The organism is Haloferax denitrificans ATCC 35960 (assembly GCF_000337795.1).
GTDB lineage: Archaea > Halobacteriota > Halobacteria > Halobacteriales > Haloferacaceae > Haloferax > Haloferax denitrificans.
In genome coordinates, this window is record NZ_AOLP01000002.1 from 110,097 (window position 1) to 126,342 (window position 16,246).

Consider the following 16,246-nt stretch of genomic DNA (forward strand, 5'->3'; position numbering starts at 1 on the left):
TCATATTTCAATTACTTTGTTAGAACAATCAATATTCATATAATTAGAATCCGTATGAGTACTCGCTTTATTGACCGCACAATAAGCAAGATAAGTTCATGATTGAGAATTTCCACTGAGCCAATAGCAGAGCTCAGAATTACCGCTGCTATCCGAACTTCACACCCCACTGTTTCCGGAGAAAGTTCGCTTGAGACCGGTGAGCTGTCAAACAGAGAATCAAATACAAACGTCATTTAATCTCGAATGAGGCGTTGTCAAGACCTAGTCCACCGTAGTCTTGAATACCCCCTCTACCGAACGAAGCGAGTATGGAGGTTTCTAGCATTGCGGTTGACGAATCCGTCTCAACCGTCTTTCCCCCCGAGGTGTTGCGAGATGCTCTCGCAGAGACGGTCGATACCGCTGTCGTCGACGCCGGTATCGACTCACTCGAAGCGTACGATGCGGTCGTTACGATGGCCTACCACGAGAGCTATCTCGATGATGTCAACTGGATACACTCGATTCAGGCCGGTGTGGACCGCTTTCCGTTCGACGAGTTACGCGAGCACGGAGTGGTTCTCACAAACAGCAGTGGTATCCACGGACCTGCGGTCGGCGAGACAGTCGTGGGATACATGCTCTCGTTCGCTCGTCGACTGCTCCCAGGAGTGAAATCGCAGACTAAGCGAGAGTGGTCACCACCGGAATGGGACGAGGCGTATACGCTGGCGGGAGAACGCTGTTGTATCGTCGGGTTAGGGACACTCGGCCGAGGTGTCGCCGACCGGGCTTCCGCGCTTGGACTCGACATCGTCGGCGTTCGTCGCTCCGGTGAGCCTCTCGACGGGGTCCAAACAGTCTACACTCCTGATGATCTCCAGACAGCAATCCGGGACTCGAAGTTCGTCGTCCTCGCGGTTCCGCTCGTCGACGAGACTCACCACCTGATATCGACCGAAGAGTTCGCCGCAATGCGAGACGATGCGATTTTGATCAACGTCGCTCGCGGACCGGTGGTCGACCAAGAGGCACTCGTTGATGCTCTCGATGCAGGGGTGCTCGGTGGGGCCGCACTCGACGTCTTCGAGGCAGAACCGCTCCCCGAGAAGTCTCCACTTTGGGAGTCCGAGGACGTTCTCGTCACTCCGCACTGTGCGGGGTTCACCGAAGATTACTACCGGAACGTCACCGATCTCGTCCAAAAGAACCTTACCCAGATCGATGCTGGAGAAGAACTCGTCAATCGGGTCGTCTAACGGCCCGTTTACCGGTTAAAAAGCCGAATCCTTCGAGTTCACACCGACCGACGGAACCTTTTCACACCCCGAGCGTCGGCGTCACCTGGTCTCCCTCGTCCGAAGCACAATGTGACCCGTATTTAGCGTTGTCAACGCTGGGGTCACATCGGTGTGAAGATTGAATGCTGTGTGAGCGAAAGCCTGCCAGAGAACTCGTTCGGGATAGGCATGTTTTGAGAGGTCGACGCCCAGTTTCGTCGCCAAGGCTCTATCGTCGAGTTCCCCAGCCGTGGTCGGAACCGGGAGCGGATTCGGAATCTCGTCGAGGTCGAGGCCGAAAGACGGAAACAGTCGATACGTTTCATTGCGGGCCGGATGATGCAGTTCGCGACGTCCGGGATAGCGGACGACGAGTTCCGGTGTAACTGTCGTCGGTTCACTGTCACTCCCCACCGGTTGGATGCATTGCTCGGAGAGACGTATGCGACGCCTCGCTCCGACTGAGACGGTGTGGGATGTTCCGTTTACTGACAGTTCGACCACCGTATCGGACCGACTATCGATGGAGAGGTCGGGAGTAGAGTACGAACTCACGTGACTCGTCGTCGCGTCGCCGGCAACCGTCCCTTCGACGACGAGTATCGTTCCGCTCGCACCTTCGGTAACGAGCGGTGGCCCACTGGCTGGAAGCGAGTTGAAACCGACGAGTTCGTGAGTCGTCCCACAGGCTAGTTCCCAATCCATCGGGTCGGTGGTTGACGGTGCCAACGCCGGCCGCCAGTAGAACACTCGCGAGGTGCCCTCGGATTCGTACGGAATTGCATCAGGGAAGAAACGGTCGCTGTGGCCGCTCGGCTCGAGGGCGGGGTGTTCGAGTTTGAGTTCGAGATGCGAAATCCGCCGAACGATCGGTGGGGTGATATCGGTGGGAGATATCCGTCGCCACTCGACTGTCGTTCGAGTACTGTCTGTCGATTCTGTCATTTCTGTCGATGTCCTGCGATTCGTGTACTCATCAGTCACCTACCGGACCCTCTTGGTCCGTCTGGGACGCTGTCATCTCTTTGCTCTGGTTGAGATGCGACCCGAATTCATCGAATGGCGGGTCGAGTGTCCTCTCCGTGGTGGGGTAGCCCCCTACTGACGACGAGTTGACACCCCCGTCGTACTCTCGGTCGGTAGATGTCGTGCCCATATCGGAGGTTTTCCCGACGAACCACCGAGTACGTTCGGCCGAATATCTCCGGCACGAAACTTACTTTTGGGTACCCTAATTTCTCGTTGAGGAGACCACAGTCGCCATGGCAGAATCTCAGACCCAAGTCACTATGGACCAGGCGGACGCGCTCTTCGACAGATACACGCTTCCAAAGATAGCGCTAGCGGTTATTCTGGCTGCTTCGCTGGTCGGTACGTGGGTCACCACGACTCTCAGCGGAACCGCAGACCTCCTGTTCGTCGCGGCTAAGTGGGTCTATCTCGTTGCGCTGGGCGTCCTCACGGGTGGATTCGTTTGGAAACACCTCTTCGTTCGTCCGGCTGACCTCGGGGACGAAGCCGCCGACTACTGTGCCGAGATGTACGACCGGTTCGACCGTATCGCCACCACTGCAATCGCCGTACTCGTAGTCGGCGGCACGGCTGTCCTCTGGGAGTACTCGGTTGTGTTCGGGCGAACGACGTGGGTTCTCGGATACGCCGCGTTGATGGCGGTATGGCTCTCGCTCGTCATCGTGACGACGCGTCGGAGCGCTGCCGTCGAACGCCAATTCCGGAGTACAGTCGGGCTGGCCGTATTGATACTCGCGCTTGCAGTCGTCGTCGCGACGGCTGTCGCTGACGTCGCGATGCGCGGCCCAGACCTCGTTGCCACAGGCGTCCGTATACTCCATCTCCTCTCGTTCGCCGTATGGGTCGGTGGCGCGGTGTGGAACATCTTCGTCGCCGTTCCGACGGGACAGAAGCGACCGACGCTCGGTGTCGTTCGAGCGGCAGGTGAGCAACTCGAACGGTTTCGGTGGGCAGTTCGTTTCATCATCCCCACACTGTTCCTGACTGGCATCTATCAGGCTGTAGACGGTCTCGGAACGAACGCCACGTCGTATCTCGGGTCCACTGTCGGGTTAGCTGTCCTCGCAAAGGTCGGGTTCATCGGTCTGCTGGTGGTCATCTTCAAACTCTGCCCGATGTGGCGGGCCTGTTCTCCAATCGAGGGCGTCTGCGAACTCGATGATATCGGCGGAGACAGTACTCAAGAGAGCGGTTCGATAGATAGCGAACCAACCGGTGAGCCCACGAGTGACGAGTGATGACTGAGTCCACAGTCTCCGACACGGCTCCCGACGTCGAACCGGACATGACCGTCGACAACCGCGGCCGTGGCTGTGCGAGTGGGATTGCCCAGGTCCAGCGTGCGCTCGAAGACCTGCGAGATGGTGCTGTGTTGGTAATCAAGAGTACCGACAGACGAGCAAAACAGGAGTATCCGCAACTGGCGGAACAGACACCGCACGAACTACTCGCTATCGAGAGTAAGCGCGGGCGTCTCCTCCGTAAAGAGTACACGACCTATTTGGAGATTCACCATGAGTGATAACGAATCTCGACCGACCGATAGTATCGAACGAAAACACCACGAAACCCCCTGGCAGCGTCTTGCCAGTGTCGAACCCATCCCATCCGGATCCGTGATCCGATCGCGGAAGTCCTCGGAATGGTACCGGAGGGCGACCCGCTAGTCGTGACCTTCGCCGACGTAGCCAAAGCGGCTGGGCACGCCTGTCCGGCAGTCGCCGGTGCATATCGAAGTACGCAACTCGCACTCGACCGAATCTATCCGAACGAATACCCGGTTCGGTCGGACGTCGAAGTGACAGTTGGCGGTGACCCGGGTGAACCCGGCCTCGGTCTGATGGCGAACGTGATCCGACATGTCACCGGCGCGGCTGACGAGACCGGCTTCGCCGGCTTCGGTGGGTTCGGTGGGAGAGAGAACCTCCTCACATTTGGAAATGTAGATGGACCGGGTCGAACGTTTCGGTTCGAGCGGAGCGATACCGGCGCTGCCGTCGTTATTTCGTTCGACCCGTCTGCGACCGGCGTCGACCCTGACACCAACGGTGGCAAACCGATGCAAATACTCTCGAAAGTCGTTTCCGGTGTTGCCGATGACGCGGAAACGGACGCGTTCCGCGACCAATGGCACGACCGCGTCCAGCGTATCCTCGAAGTACCTTCCGATGGAGGACCATTCTCGGTTGAGAAGGTCGAATAACCGCTATAGTAGCGTTTGCAAGTCAATGCTCACTCAATCGCACGCAGTCGTGCGATTTGATGTGTAACCAGTTGCAAACGTACTGTTGGTACCCGTGGGAGGCACTGTCTACCGACTCTTCGAAAATAGTAGTACTGGAAATATTCGTTGAACCGTAGCTGACTGTGAACCCAGCCGAGAATCTGCCCCGGGTTGTATCTGCTTAGCGTTTGGGATAGTAGTATTCTCCGCTGGCCTTCTGCTCCCGATCAAGTTGACTTCCTGGATTATTGACTCTCGGGCGACCGGTTTGCTGGTCACGACGGAACGTAATGCCAATTGCCGACAGAAACGCATTCATTCCTTCCTGCATCGACTGCGGTGAGTTTGCATGCCCGCGTTCACCGGGAACGCCTTCGTAAACGATCAGGCGGTCGGCGATGCGGTCGACGACAAAGAGATCGTGATCAACGACAAGGACTGGCCGATCGGTTCGGTCGCTGTATCGGCGAATGTGGTCGGCTATCGAGACGCGACGATCGACGTCGAGGAATGCGGACGGTTCGTCGAGGAGGTACATGTCTGCGTCACGTGAGAGACAGAGTGCAATACTGACTCGTTGTAATTCACCGCCCGAGAGCGAGCCGAGCGGCTGGTCGTACAACCGTTCGAGATCGAACAGGTCGCGAATCTGTGTCTTGAACCGCTGTGACTGAAGGTTCGTGACCGCAGCCAGCCGTTCGCGAACAGTTCCCTGTCTGTCTGGAGTGATATACTGGGGCTTGTACGAGATGGTCACGTCTTCAGATACCGTCCCCTCGTCGGGGTCGATACGTCCAGCGAGAAGTTTGATAAACGTCGTTTTACCGAGTGCGTTCTCGCCGATTACACCGATAGACTCGCCGGCGTATATCGTCCCCGCATCGACCGTCAGCGAAAATTCGGGGAATTTTGTTCTGAGTGGCGGGTATTCGAGTACTGGCCGGGTGTGCTGGCGCTTCCGCCCACTCGCCGAGGGGAATTCAATGGTGTCGCGACGGATACGGACATTTTCTTCGGCCAGGTAGCCATCAAGGAACTGGTTGATACCGGTGCGCGTCGACAGGCGGTCGGAGACGACACCGAACCCGTTCGGTTCCCCGTACAGTACGTGAATACCATCAGTCAGGAGGTCAAGTGACGCGAGGTCGTGTTCGACGACAAGCGCGGCCGCATTTGCCTCCCGAACGTGCTCACGAATCACCCGTCCGATTTTGAACCGTTGGTTGGCATCAAGAAATGACGACGGCTCGTCGAACAGGTATAGGTCCGCATTCGTAGCGAGCGTCGCAGTAATCGCGATTCGCTGGCGTTCCCCGCCTGACAAATCGGACACCGACCTGTCGAGGAGCGAACGTACATCGAGGGTAGTGAGCAGTCGGTCTGCAACGTCCGACACCGACGACAGCAATTCTCTTACTGTTTCCCCGCCTTTCCCGGGGAGTCTGTCGACGCGCTGATCTTTGTATGCGGTCTCGATTTCACCGGCGGCAAGCCATTCGAGGTGTGTTTGGACCACCGTCCCTCGAAATGACGTAATCGCGTGTTCCCAATCGTCTTCACCTGGAGTACCGAAGTTCGGTACTAGGTCGCCCGCCAAAATCCGAAGAGCAGTGGTTTTTCCAACACCGTTGCGACCCAGTAGACCGATGACTGACCCTTCTTCTAAGCTTGGCAACTCGTACAGTCGAAACCCATTTCCACCGTACTGGTGGACGAGCTGTCCCGTCTCAGCGGGAAGAGGAACGATTCGGATGGCATCGTTCGGAATCTTCTTTTCGATGAGTTTGTGCTCACGAATCATCTTCGAGTCGTCGATGTGAAGTTCACCGTCGTCGGTGATGTGGAATCCCTCGTGTCCCGACCGATTCAATGGGTCGTACTTGATCGCGATGTTACGCACTTCATCGGTAACCTTGTCTTGATCGATGGTAGCGACGTAGGTCTGATCTCGTGAATTAGAGGTCTGTGGCATGAGGGATGAGACCGCGCTCGTATAATGAATTATTTCCCAGTCGTAAATGAATACGGTCCCGAAGACATTCGCACCAGAGTACAAATGCTCCCTGCGGGAAGAAACACTATCGAGATGTCACCATCACTCACCCTGACGAGTCGGCCAGAAGACGAGTACCGACAGGTACTGTTCGAGGCATTGACTGATGCAGAACCCGGCGACGAACTCGAGGTCGTGGCCGACCGGGACGTAGACACGCATCTGGTCCGGTACCAGATCGACCGTGGCCGAGCCGTGAAGTGGGAGTACGAACACCCCAACGAAGAGCCCAGAAAACTTCAGGTGACCGTAGGCGGTCCGCTAGCCGACGGAGAACTCGGAACGATAGACGTTCGTGACCTGAAACCGCAGCGACGACATGAGGCGCTTCTCGATATCTTCGACGAGCTGGCACCGGACGAGGGGTTCGTCCTCGTCAACGACCACGACCCGAAGCCACTGTACTACGAGATCCAGTCGATGCACGGCGAGGTAATCGACTGGGAATACGAGAGCCGTGGAGCCGATGGTTGGCGCGTCAAGATCGAGAAGACCGCTCAGTCGAAGCACACCGATGACGACGTCGTCACCCGATATGACGTCCGTGAAATCCCAAAGCAGGAACGCCACCCGACGATCCACCACCGATACGGTATGATTCCTGCAGGGGGGACGATGGAGCTGATCGCTCCCCACGAACCGCGGCCACTCAAGCAGGAGTTCCGCCGGCGGTACGGCGACTCGTTCACCTGGAATATCGTCGAAGACGAACCGGGTCGCTGCCGCGTGCAAGTCACGAAGGAAGAGGCGGACAAGGATACGAACTCGACAGAAGATACCGGGCCACGAGCTTCGTCGTCGACCGACGAGGCTGTCGACATCACTGAGGAACTCGACGTCCGTGACCTGCCTCCGGCCAGACGACACGAACTGATCTACGAGCGATACGCTGGCCTCGACAGGGGAGAGGGGTTCATCCTCGTCAACGACCACGACCCGAAGCCACTGTATCACCAGTTCGATGCCGAGGCCGGGCCGGAGTTCCGGTGGGAATACCGCCAGAAGGACCGCGGGGAGTTCAGAGTGATAATCGGCAAGGCTGACCGCGACGGCAGCGACGTGGCAAGCGAGGAACCGGAAGCACCGTTCTGACCGCGCGTTCGTTCGCGAATATTCACAGTGGACGTAACTGCTTTTTTGCTGTCGTCGCATCGGACACAAAGGGTGTGTTGTCCAACAGGGTGCGGAGGAATTCGGGACGTTACTTTCCACGAGGGGTATGTGCGGTATACCACAATATCGTTGGAAATAAGAGCAAGTCCGTCGATGTCGTCCTTGCAAAGACCCGAGATGAGCGTCCACGACTTTAGTCGTGTGGAGGATGTTGACGGAGACGAATTTTCTCCCAGATATCGTGTGTTTGCGACAGCTCGACCACGATGGTCGACTTTTGCTAAATCGTCAACTTCGGCCTGATTTCGTCTAACATATTTTCTGCCGAGGCCTCGATCTCGTCAGTCTGTTGGTTCATTTTTTTCGACGAACGGCGGATTATCGAGATACCCGATGTTTGTCCGAACAGTGAAGAGGGCAGCACGGAGTGCTGCCTCGGTGAAAAACATCCCACTTTTGACGTCAGGAAGAACGGTTTTCTTTCCCTCTGCCGTCACTACTGTCGCCGCTTTGAGAACGTGCAGGCACGATTCAGCAATCACCAACGGAATACCAGTCGCTCGTTTCACGTGGGTTTGATTGCCGTCGAAGGCGGCGGAAAGGCCCGCTACTACCGCTGCATCTGCTTCAGCGAGGTGCAGCAGTTGCTCCCGCAGGGAGGTCAGTTCCTCGCCTGCGTCGACGAGGTCTGGTTTTCCGTCGGTGTGCTCCTCGTCGTTGACCGTGTGGATGCACGCCATCTCGCACAACGAGGCACCCATTGCTCCCACGACAGCAGCACACGAGCCACCGGCGGGAGCCACGCTCTCGGAGGCGACTTCCGAAAGAAACACTCCGATTGACTGTGATTCGAGTCCCATCCCAGTGAAGCGTAGCCCGCAATGTTATCAGTTGTCTCGAAGCGGTGTTCGGCGGCTGAAATCATAGCCGTCTGGTCGATCGGGTGTGACATCTGTCGAACGGAGGGAACAGTGTGACTGCGACCAATTTCGACACAGAGCAAGAGTACGACGAGCGATTCCCAACCTTCGAAGTCTTCCGGAACGACTGGACGAAGACCGGTTGCGGATACTTCGGACCCGGACAATTCGTCCCCGTTCACGGCCCTTCGAGTGACGTAGCCGTTTACGAAAAATTCGAGGCGAAAGCCTCGCCCTTCAGGGAGGGGATGAATCCGACCAACAGTATTCAACCGCCGACGATGGCATAGACGGGGTTCCAACGCAATCTTTAAGCTGTCTGACCGTGATAGTATGCATAGATGGTGAAGAGTACCCGTCACGCGAAATACGAACTCTACTACCACATAGTGTTCGTGCCGAAATCTGGCGGAATCGAAGATTCCGCTGACCTCGCGGAACAGAGTTCCGCTCAGTATCGGCGTTCGCACCTGACGGGGAAGACGAAGGAACGTCTCGAATCCATCTTCGCGGAAATCTGTGAGGACAAGGGCCTCGAACTGGCCGAGTCCGAGGTCATGCCCGACCACGTACACCTGTTCATCGGGAGTCCACCAAAGAACGCCCCGTCGCTCATCGTCAACTGGGTGAAAGGCATCTCCGCCCGCAAGTACAACCAGCGGTACGACGACCGCGTGAAGTGGACTCGTTCGTACTACGTCGGTACGGCGGGTAGTGCCTCGAAGGGCGCTGTCGAACGCTACATCGCTGAACAGGAGGGTGGCGACGCATGAAGCGCGTCAACACCTTCGAGGTCGTGCCACAGACCGAGAACGACAAAGAGTGCCTCCTACGGCTACTCGATGCATCCGCTTCTCTGTGGAACGAACTGACCTACGAACGTCGTCAGAACTACTTCGGTGACGGCGACGTGTGGGACACTTCCGAGTACCGAGGACGCTACAACGGTGTCGTCGGAAGCGCGACTGTCCAACAGGTCACGCGCAAGAACAGTGAAGCGTGGCGGTCGTTCTTCGCCCTCAAGGAGAAAGGCGAGTACGCCAACCCACCGTCGTACTGGGGCAACGAGGAGGACGGACGCGAACTCCGTACCTACATCCGATGCAACCAGTACACGATTGAGTGGAGGAAACGTAGCCGTCTCGAAATCCCCGTCGGGCAAGAACTGAAAGACGAATACGGACTCGGCTACCACGAACGACTCCGCCTCGAAGTCCGAGGCAACCCGAAGTGGGACGGCAAACAGGGTCGTCTGGAACTTGAGTACGACGAGGTTAGCGACACGTTCAGGGCTTTTCAACCAGTCACCGTACCTGATTCTCGACTGGATTCACCACTGGCTTCGGAAGAAGCCGCCCTCGACGTTGGAGCGAACAATCTCGTCGCGTGTTCCACGACTACTGGGAACCAGTACCTCTACGACGGTCGTGAGTTGTTCGGACGGTTCCGCGAGACGACAGACGAAATCGCCCGCCTACAGTCGAAACTCCGAGAGGGTCGCTACTCCTCGAATCGGATTCGACGGCTGTACCGACAGCGGACGAAGCGTCGTGACCATGCACAGAACGCGCTGGTGCGCGACCTCGTTGAACGGCTGTACGACGAGAGCGTGGCGACGGTGTACGTGGGCGACCTGACAGACGTGCTGGAAACGCACTGGTCGGTCAGGGTGAACGAGAAGACGCACAACTTCTGGGCGTTCAAGAAGTTCATCCACCGTCTCGCGTGCGTCTGTGAGGAGTACGGCATCAGCCTCGAAGCCGAGTCGGAAGCGTGGACGAGTCAGACGTGTCCCGAGTGTGGCGACTACGAGAAGACGGTTCGCCACGAGGATACGCTGACGTGTCCATGTGGCTTCGAGGGGCACGCCGACCTCACGGCGTCAGAGACGTTCCTTCGGGAAAACAGCAATTGCGAAATCAGGCCGATGGCACGGCCCGTGCGATTCGAGTGGGACGACCACGACTGGTCGGGGAGATCATACCCTCACGAAAGTCCCAAAGAAGTGCGCACGAACCCGCAAGTTGCCTCCGTGGGTCGGTAGCCGAACCCCCAACGGAGGAATCCTCGCGCTTTAGCGCGGGGAGGATGTCAATGCGCCGCCACCGAATGATATCGAACACGAACCAGTACGAACTGGACTCCAAACCGACCAATTCGATCTACAACGACGAAATTCATGACAACGATTCATACACCCGACGACCTGGAGGGACAGCCTCACGCGAACGTTTTCCCAGATGAGGAGCCGAAAACGATCCGTCTCACACTATCTGCGGGGGAGGAGGTCGCACCGCATACACATCCCGGGCGCGACATCGTGCTTTACCTCGTCGAGGGAGCGCTCGAGTTACAACTGGGTGACGAAACGTACAGCGTGAACGCTGGTGACGTTGCCCGGTTCGATGGGGCACAAGACATCTCACCTCGGGCAGTAGAGGACAGTACCGCGTTGATCATTCTGGCACGGGGAACCGACGACTGAAGAACTACCTGATTGCCCTCTCCCCGCTCCTAAAGACCGGGGGATGCGCTCGTATCTTCATCAAGGAGAGAGTGGTTCCGTGACCCGGTCTCGACGTAGGTATCTCACAGACGAGGTCACCAGAATTTGAGGTCTCGCTTCACCGACTCGCGCTTTAGCTCCTGGATCTCCTCGGTGATGGGGATATCTTTTGGACAGACGGTCGTACAGGAAAACTGCGTGTGGCACTGCCAGACGCCGTCTTCCATATCGAGAAGTTCCAGTCGATGCTCTTTGATGTCTTTTCCCTCCCGTTCGTCGAAGTAAAATCGATATGCCTTGACGATAGCCGCAGGTCCGATGTATTCGTCGTCGGTCTGGGCGGGGTTACACGACGAGGTACAACAACCACACTGAATACAGCGGGAAGCCATCTTGATTTTCTCACGGTTCTCGGGCGATTGGCGCTGTTCTTCGAGGTCGTCGTCGGGAAGTTCGTCGGGCTGGAAGTACGGTTCGACTTCCTCTATTCGCTCGTAGAAGTGGTCCATGTCGACGACCAGATCTTTGATCACTGGCTGGTGGGGGAGCGGTTCGACACGAATCGGTTCATCGAGGCCCGATATCTGCGTCTGACAACCCAACCGCTGTCGTCCGTTGATGAAGAAGCCGTCGCTGCCACACACGGCCATACGACAGGAGTGACGGAAGGTGAGCGACGAGTCGAACTCGTCGCGCGCGTAGATGAGTGCGTCAAGGACGGTCATGCCCCGTTTGTACGGGACGTAGAAGTCGTCGAACCGGGGTTCCCGTTTGCTCTCGACGTCGGGGTCGTACCGGAACACCTTGAGGTGGGCCGTTTCGGCGTCTGATCCAGCAGACGCGTCGGTTACTGCTTGCGACCGAGCAGCCTCTCCCCGTTCTTGCTTCCGTGCGAGTCGTCGCTGCTGGGGCGTAATCTCGTCATCTGATTCGCTCGTCGGGGTTGATGCCCCGTGAGAGCCCGTGGGTTTCATTATTCGACGTGGGCGCGGATGACGTAGCCCCCACAACCGCATTGCTCGACGTACTCCCATCGAACACCCGAATCACCGAACTCCGTGGCGAGTGCGTCGTAGAGGTACAACTCGGGATGGCCGTGTGATTCGTGCGTGACGAGGTTGACGTGGTGGCCGCTGGTCGTGTGTTCGATAGCTTCGATTGCGTGCCGCACTAACAACGACTGGTCGTCTGCGTACTGCGGTTTTTCGAGGTTCGCGGACCACGAGTTGTCGTGTGTGCGGTCCGTGACCGGTTCGGTCTCACCGTGATCGTGATCGTGGTCGTGAGAATGGCTCGCCATAACTATGTGTAGGAAAGCCACTCAGATAATAGATTGGGTGGAACCGATTCCAGACAGCCAGCCTCGTTCGACTTCGACCCGAATGAGTCTGGACACATATCACAAAACGCCGGATATCACAACGCTGAAGAGTGAACGGATGCGGATGACGCTATTACGGCTGACTCTCTGCGCAACGGTACTCACTTATGGTCGGAACGACCACCAATGGACGATACGGTGGGATTCATCTCCTACTACGAGGGCAATATATGACTAATTCCTCTGAAACAGACGACCAACTCGGTCCCACTGAGGACGGAGCGCCGTTCGCTGTCCGCATCGGTAACGCGGTTGAAACGCTTGATCCGGCGTACTTTGGGTTCGTTATGTCCACTGGAATCGTCTCGATTGCGTTCCGAGAGCTAGACGTCGCGGCAGTCGCACAGTCGTTGGCGACTTTAACGATTGGTTGTTACGGGCTGCTCCTCACTCTGTTCGCGGTGCGACTGGCAGCGTTCCCTGACCGTATGTTGGCAGACTTGCGGCATCGAGAGCGTCACTGGGGGACGTTGACGTTCGTCGTTGCAACGAATACAGTTGGCACGCAACTGCTGGTCTTTTTCGATGCCGTATGGGTGGCGACCGTACTCTGGGGAACGATGATAGTCGCCACTCCCCTACTGTTGTACTACCTGTTTGCGACCGAATTCATCGGGACAGGCAAAACAGACGTGAGCGAACGTATCGACGGTGCGTTCCTGTTGGTAATCGTTTGCATGCAGTCGCTTGCGATTCTCGGAGGTCTGTTGGCTGACGCGTTATCAGCGAACGTCGATGCGATCGTTCTGCTGAGTATGAGCTACTTTGGATCGGGATACGTCCTTTACTTTATTATCGTCACCGTCGTCACCTATCGACTGCTCGAGGGTGCGGTTCGTCCTGACGACTGGACTGGACCGTACTGGATCACAATGGGCGCAGCGGCTATCACGACACTCGCCGGGACGACACTCGGGCCGATGTTGGAGTCGATGGTTGGGTGGGCGCAGTACGCACCTGTAATCGTCGGTGTGACGTTTCTCGCATGGGCGATTGCCTCGTGGTGGATTCCATTACTGTTGATTCTCGACGTCTGGAAATTCCTCACCGTCGATATCGACACGCGAGTCCCGACGTGGGTTATCGTCGTTCCATGGTCTCGGCTCGGGTTTGGCCGACAGCTCCACACTTATGCACCGACTGCGTGGGGTCGTGTGTTCCCGATGGGTATGTACACCGCCTGTACGCTAAACCTCGCCGGAATTAGTACATTCGGCCTGCTCTCGGTCGTCCCAGCGTATTGGGGCTGGTTCGCGCTTGGAGTGTGGACCCTGACGTTCGTTGGAATGGTACGTACCGTCGTGCGGGTACTTCGAGGCGAACGCTCGTCGTCGACGACTCCGGAATCGGCATGATTCTTCGGTGATGTTCGGGGGACGCTTTTTCTGTAAGTGAGTCGAACATAGTCGTGATGATATCCAACGGTGACAACGCACCGAACTTCACTGCCACGCTCGGTACCAGTGACCACGAATCGTTCGACATCGACGAGCACGTCGGTTCCGGTCCAGTCGTCTTGGCCTTTTTCCCCGGCGCGTTCACTCCTCCCTGTACGAACGAGATGGTCGCTCTCCAAGAGCGAATCAGCGAGTTCGAGGATGCTGAGGCAACCGTCTTCGGCGTGAGTGCTGACTCGCCGTTCACCCAGGGCGCGTTCCGCGAGGAACACGAAATCGAATTCGACCTCGTCAGCGATATGGCCGGCGACGCTATCCAGGCATACGATATCGGAATCGACATCGAGCCCCTCGGGCTTTACGACGTCGCGAATCGGGCGGTGTTCGTCATCGACGAAGACGGGACAGTCACCTACAACTGGGTTGCCGACGACCCGACGAACCAACCCGACTACGACGAACTACTCGAGGCGGTCAAAGCCACGTAGTTTTCGGCTGCAAGCAACGAAAGTCCTGAGTTCCACTGACAGCTACAAGTTCTCGAGGGCCTGATCGAGGTCGGTGAGTAGGTCGTCTACGTGTTCGACGCCGACGGCGAGCCGGACGAGCGAATCCGAAATTCCGGCAGCCTCCCGTTCGGTATCTGTGAGGTAGGACGCGGACATCGTGGCAGGGTGGTCGACGAGTGATTCGGTCCCTCCGAGACTCACTGCGAGAGTGAATACGTCGAGCGCTTCGAGAACGGCCCGTGTTTCCGCCGCGGTCGCGTCCAGTTCGAAGGAGACGATTCCGCCGAATCCGTCCATCTGCTCACGAGCGAGGTGGTGCTGTGGATGATGTTGCAATCCGGGATAGTTGACGTGGGCTACCGACAGGTGGCCGTCGAGGTATCGTGCGAGCTCGCCGGCGTTGGTCTCGTGGCGGTCCATCCGGAGCGGAAACGTCCGGAGACCCCGGAGCGTGAGATACGAATCGAACGGACCGAGCGTGCCGCCGAGTACGTAGGACTGGGTGTGTTTTACGGCGTCGGCCAGAGAATGGTCGTCGGTCAGAACGGCTCCGCCCATCGAGTCACTGTGTCCGTTCAGGTACTTCGTCGTACTGTGGACGACGATGTCGGCCCCACGTTCGAGCGGTCGCTGGAAGTACGGCGTGGCGAACGTATTGTCGACGACGTACGTCGCGTCGACTGCCGTCGCAATCTCTCCCACGGCTGCGAGGTCACAGAGTCGGAGCAACGGGTTCGTCGGTGTCTCTATCCAGACGAGAGCCGTTTCGCCGGTAACTGCTGCGTCGACAGCGTCTACGTCGGTCGCGTCGACGTACTCGACGGTTGCGCCCAGCGAATCGACGAGCAAATCTTCGAAGAGCAAGCGCGTGCCACCGTAGATACCCTCGAAGGCGACGACGTGGTCGCCCGCTTCGACGACCGATAGACAGGTCGCAGCAATCGCAGCGGTTCCGGAAGCACAGGTGACGGCGCGTTCGGCACCGCAGAGTCCGGTGAGCCTCTCTTCGAGGACATCTCGTGTGGGGTTTCCGAATCGGGTGTACTTGTATCCATGCTCTGATTCACCAGGGCTGTGCATCTCGTGAGTAGTCGAGAGGTGTATCGGCGGGACGACGTCACCTGCGTCGTTGACACCGGCGTCGGTCCGATCGAAACGGGTGGCCAGCGTTTCGAGGTGGTAATTCGAATCGTTCATACGAGTATTCAGACCCTCAGGTCGCGCACCCAAAAACGAACCGAGTTGACGTGTCCCGGATTCGAGCGTGAACACCAGTCGTTTTTTGAAATCTGTGAGACTAACTAACCGAATCGGTCGCGTACACCGCCTCGGGTCAAGTAGCCTGAGGTGCTTTGCGTCTCGTTATCACGGAGAGCGTTGTTGTCGGTACGGTCGCGGGTCACTCTACCAAAAACTCTGCTGAACACTCAGATTACTTTTTTGGGAGCGTCGCGATGAACTCGCGCGGTCCGACACGGTCAACGGTGTATCCTTCGGCATCGAACGATTCGACTTCAGCGGCCATCTGGTGATACAGAGGTGTTGGAGCGTGGTCGTTGATGAGTGTCAGGGCTTCACCGCTCTCTAATTTCTCGAACGCATCGAATATCTTCGGATGCCGTTGTGGTGGCGGAATTTCGCGCAGGTTGAGTTGCTGTTTGGCCATTACGTTGGTACCGTGATAGCCTTTCAGCGAAACCATTATTGTGAAGATATTCGGAAGCCGGCAAACGACCCCTGATAGTTACGGCGACATCGTATGTACTTCAATGAGTTTCAATGCAAACTCGATACTGATTTCCAAAAACCCACCTCAGGGAATTTTCGAAAGTCTGCCCCCCTTGATACT

The 16,246-nt window shown here is 57.3% G+C and carries 17 protein-coding genes; 10 read left to right on the forward strand and 7 right to left on the reverse strand.

The annotated features are described in order from the left end of the window. The first annotated feature begins 311 nt into the window (after positions 1-311). On the forward strand, positions 312-1,241 hold the full coding sequence (gene ddh, locus C438_RS02610; RefSeq protein ID WP_004967692.1) for a D-2-hydroxyacid dehydrogenase: 930 nt from the start codon (positions 312-314) through the stop codon (positions 1,239-1,241). Between the two features lie 81 nt (positions 1,242-1,322). Here ddh and C438_RS18845 read toward each other — a convergent pair whose 3' ends face one another. Next, a complete protein-coding gene (locus tag C438_RS18845; protein ID WP_082677780.1) occupies positions 1,323-2,207 on the reverse strand; it encodes a hypothetical protein in 885 nt (294 codons plus the stop codon). 317 nt (positions 2,208-2,524) lie between these two features. Between C438_RS18845 and C438_RS02620 the strand changes: the two genes are divergently transcribed. From C438_RS02620 to C438_RS02630, 3 genes are all read left to right on the forward strand, one after another. Next, positions 2,525-3,532 (forward strand): hypothetical protein, encoded by a 1,008-nt coding sequence (locus C438_RS02620; protein ID WP_004967693.1) that lies wholly within the window; start codon positions 2,525-2,527, stop codon positions 3,530-3,532. Continuing rightward, positions 3,532-3,816, forward strand: coding sequence for a sulfurtransferase TusA family protein (locus C438_RS02625; protein WP_004967694.1), 285 nt, complete (start codon positions 3,532-3,534; stop codon positions 3,814-3,816). The genes C438_RS02620 and C438_RS02625 overlap by 1 nt, the downstream gene beginning before the upstream one ends. Positions 3,817-3,936: 120 nt before the next feature. Then, on the forward strand, positions 3,937-4,497 hold the full coding sequence (locus C438_RS02630) for a hypothetical protein (RefSeq protein WP_004967695.1): 561 nt from the start codon (positions 3,937-3,939) through the stop codon (positions 4,495-4,497). 202 nt (positions 4,498-4,699) lie between these two features. Here the strand turns inward: C438_RS02630 and C438_RS02635 are convergent, their stop codons facing one another. Then, entirely contained in the window at positions 4,700-6,490 is a 1,791-nt protein-coding gene (locus C438_RS02635; protein ID WP_004967696.1) for a ribosome biogenesis/translation initiation ATPase RLI, read from the reverse strand. Between the two features lie 114 nt (positions 6,491-6,604). On the opposite strand from C438_RS02635, the gene C438_RS02640 reads away from it, so the two are divergent. Next, positions 6,605-7,663 (forward strand): DUF2249 domain-containing protein, encoded by a 1,059-nt coding sequence (locus tag C438_RS02640; RefSeq protein WP_049917698.1) that lies wholly within the window; start codon positions 6,605-6,607, stop codon positions 7,661-7,663. 362 nt (positions 7,664-8,025) lie between these two features. On the opposite strand, the gene C438_RS02645 is transcribed toward C438_RS02640, so the two are convergent. Beyond that, a complete protein-coding gene (locus C438_RS02645; protein ID WP_049917682.1) occupies positions 8,026-8,544 on the reverse strand; it encodes a cyclodeaminase/cyclohydrolase family protein in 519 nt (172 codons plus the stop codon). A gap of 401 nt (positions 8,545-8,945) precedes the next feature. Between C438_RS02645 and tnpA the strand changes: the two genes are divergently transcribed. From tnpA to C438_RS02660, 3 genes are all read left to right on the forward strand, one after another. Beyond that, positions 8,946-9,377 (forward strand): IS200/IS605 family transposase, encoded by a 432-nt coding sequence (gene tnpA / locus C438_RS02650; RefSeq protein WP_004967700.1) that lies wholly within the window; start codon positions 8,946-8,948, stop codon positions 9,375-9,377. Next, entirely contained in the window at positions 9,374-10,648 is a 1,275-nt protein-coding gene (locus C438_RS02655; protein WP_004967701.1) for an IS200/IS605 family transposase, read from the forward strand. The genes tnpA and C438_RS02655 overlap by 4 nt, the downstream gene beginning before the upstream one ends. 135 nt (positions 10,649-10,783) lie before the next feature. Next, the gene (locus tag C438_RS02660) at positions 10,784-11,089 is read left to right on the forward strand and encodes a cupin domain-containing protein (RefSeq protein WP_004967702.1); all 306 of its coding nucleotides are present in this window, start codon (positions 10,784-10,786) and stop codon (positions 11,087-11,089) included. 116 nt (positions 11,090-11,205) lie between these two features. On the opposite strand, the gene C438_RS02665 is transcribed toward C438_RS02660, so the two are convergent. Together C438_RS02665 and C438_RS02670 are read right to left on the reverse strand one after the other, a co-directional pair. Then, the gene (locus tag C438_RS02665) at positions 11,206-12,084 is read right to left on the reverse strand and encodes a succinate dehydrogenase/fumarate reductase iron-sulfur subunit (protein WP_004967703.1); all 879 of its coding nucleotides are present in this window, start codon (positions 12,082-12,084) and stop codon (positions 11,206-11,208) included. After that, positions 12,084-12,410: a CGCGG family putative rSAM-modified RiPP protein gene (locus C438_RS02670; protein ID WP_004967704.1), complete on the reverse strand. Its 327-nt coding sequence runs from the start codon at positions 12,408-12,410 to the stop codon at positions 12,084-12,086. The genes C438_RS02665 and C438_RS02670 overlap by 1 nt, the downstream gene beginning before the upstream one ends. Positions 12,411-12,661: 251 nt before the next feature. On the opposite strand from C438_RS02670, the gene C438_RS02675 reads away from it, so the two are divergent. After that, positions 12,662-13,846 carry a tellurite resistance/C4-dicarboxylate transporter family protein gene (locus tag C438_RS02675; RefSeq protein ID WP_004967705.1) on the forward strand — a complete coding sequence of 395 codons (1,185 nt, stop codon included), beginning with the start codon at positions 12,662-12,664 and terminating at the stop codon, positions 13,844-13,846. A gap of 56 nt (positions 13,847-13,902) precedes the next feature. Beyond that, positions 13,903-14,376 carry a redoxin domain-containing protein gene (locus tag C438_RS02680; RefSeq protein ID WP_004967706.1) on the forward strand — a complete coding sequence of 158 codons (474 nt, stop codon included), beginning with the start codon at positions 13,903-13,905 and terminating at the stop codon, positions 14,374-14,376. Between the two features lie 42 nt (positions 14,377-14,418). Here the strand turns inward: C438_RS02680 and C438_RS02685 are convergent, their stop codons facing one another. Together C438_RS02685 and C438_RS02690 are read right to left on the reverse strand one after the other, a co-directional pair. Continuing rightward, positions 14,419-15,594, reverse strand: coding sequence for a trans-sulfuration enzyme family protein (locus C438_RS02685; protein WP_049917683.1), 1,176 nt, complete (start codon positions 15,592-15,594; stop codon positions 14,419-14,421). 235 nt (positions 15,595-15,829) lie between these two features. Next, entirely contained in the window at positions 15,830-16,063 is a 234-nt protein-coding gene (locus C438_RS02690; protein WP_049917699.1) for a DUF2249 domain-containing protein, read from the reverse strand. Positions 16,064-16,246 lie beyond the last annotated feature (183 nt).